Source organism: Candidatus Pelagibacter communis (assembly GCF_001179945.1).
GTDB lineage: Bacteria > Pseudomonadota > Alphaproteobacteria > Pelagibacterales > Pelagibacteraceae > Pelagilacustribacter > Pelagilacustribacter ubique_A.
On sequence record NZ_CVSG01000089.1, the window covers coordinates 1 to 1,622 of the forward strand.

The following is a 1,622-nucleotide window of genomic DNA, read 5'->3' on the forward strand; positions in this document are numbered from 1 at the left end:
GATTTTTAAAAGTGAAAAAATTAATAAAAAAAAAATATATCAATTATGTTTAAAAATTAAGAATGAAAAAACTTCTTAGTATTCTAATTATTTTAACACTTATATCGTGCTCATCTGTAAGTAGATTCGGAGCGGGAGTAGATATAACTTTTGATCCTAGGACTATCGGTATGCAAATTGATGATACTATAATGCAAAAAAATTTATCAGCTAGACTTGCGCTGACAGAAAAAAAATATTTTTTATTTATTCAATCTGAAGTGAGAGATGGAAATATCTTTCTGTCTGGAAAAGTAGAGGAACCAGAAGAAAAAATTAAAATTACAAAAATGGCTTGGGAAACTAAAGGCGTAAGATCTGTTAAAAATGCAATTACTATAAAAGGCCAATCTAATTTTAAAAGTACTGCAAAAGATATTTTAATTACAAGCCAACTAAGGACAGCTTTAATTTTAAACAAAAAAACAAAGGCAAGAAACTATACTTTAGAAACTATAAATAAAAACATTTATATTTTCGGTATAGCTATGGACCAAGATGAAAAAAAAGAGGTAGTTAACGAAGCAAATAAAATTTACGATGTAAATAAAGTTATTCCTTCAATTTATCTAGCTAGTGAATTAAGTCGAAGTAAGCTTTAGCTTGAATAATCTATAACGTCTGAAGAATAAGCAGCTATAGAGGCTAGGTTTAAAATCTCAGAAGTGCTAGCTCTCAAAGGTGCAACCTCTATAGGTGATCCCAATCCAATTAATAAAGGTCCAATTAATTTTCCTCCACCAAATACTTTCATTAATTTTGTTGATATTGCAGCGCTATGTAAAGCTGGCATGATTAAAATATTTGCATTGCCAACTATTTTTGAAAAAGGATAAACATCTTGATAAATTGGATTTAATGCTACATCTGGCTGCATTTCTCCGTCAAAATCAAAATCAACTTTTTCTTTTTTCAACAATTCTATTGCGTCTCTCACATGCTTCGTATTTTTTGATATTGGTTTTCCAAAAGTAGAATGAGATAAAAAGGCAACTTTTGGATCGAATCCAAATAACCTCGCAACCCTGACACAAGATTTAGATACTTTAACCAGCCTCTCTGGAGATGGAAAATCCTGAACGTTTGTATCAGCTACTAAAATTGTTTTCCCTTTTAGAGTTATCATGGTCATGCCAAATATTTCTTCTCCAGGCCTCGGATCTGTAACTTTTTTTAGCTTTTCAATGGAAGCAGCATAATGTCTAATGTTTCCTGTTACCATTGCATCCGCATCTTTACATGCAATCATGGATGCACCCCAGGCAATACGCTCGTTCCTTACTAATCGGTCTACATCTCTTTCTAATTGACCTTCTCGTTGAAGTTTTTTGTATAAATGCTTTACATATTTCTCTCTTTTTTCTTTATCTGTAGAATTTACAATCTCAATCTTATAATTTTCATCAAGACCAATATTTTTAAGTTGTTCTTTAATTCTTTTTTCTGCACCAATCAAAATTGGAGTTCCTAATTTATTACGACCAAATTCAATAGCTGCCTTTAACATATTTTCATCTTCTCCTTCGGCGAATATTACTCTTTTTGGATTCTTTCTTACTTTTGCATTGATACCCTGCATAAGT

2 protein-coding genes are annotated in these 1,622 nt (G+C 31.1%); one reads left to right on the forward strand and one right to left on the reverse strand.

Annotated elements, in window-relative coordinates:
- Positions 1 to 62: 62 nt before the first annotated feature.
- Positions 63 to 641: a BON domain-containing protein gene (locus tag AMN78_RS03820; RefSeq protein ID WP_075534255.1), complete on the forward strand. Its 579-nt coding sequence runs from the start codon at positions 63 to 65 to the stop codon at positions 639 to 641.
- Here AMN78_RS03820 and AMN78_RS03825 read toward each other — a convergent pair.
- Positions 638 to 1,622: phosphate acyltransferase (locus tag AMN78_RS03825; protein ID WP_256997714.1), on the reverse strand; the 985-nt coding region annotated here is incomplete at its 5' end. The genes AMN78_RS03820 and AMN78_RS03825 overlap by 4 nt on opposite strands.

Bases quoted from the DNA above. Each gene is read 5' to 3' on its own strand.
- AMN78_RS03820 (WP_075534255.1), top strand. From the start codon at position 63: ATGAAAAAACTTCTTAGTATTCTAATTATTTTAACACTTATATCGTGC.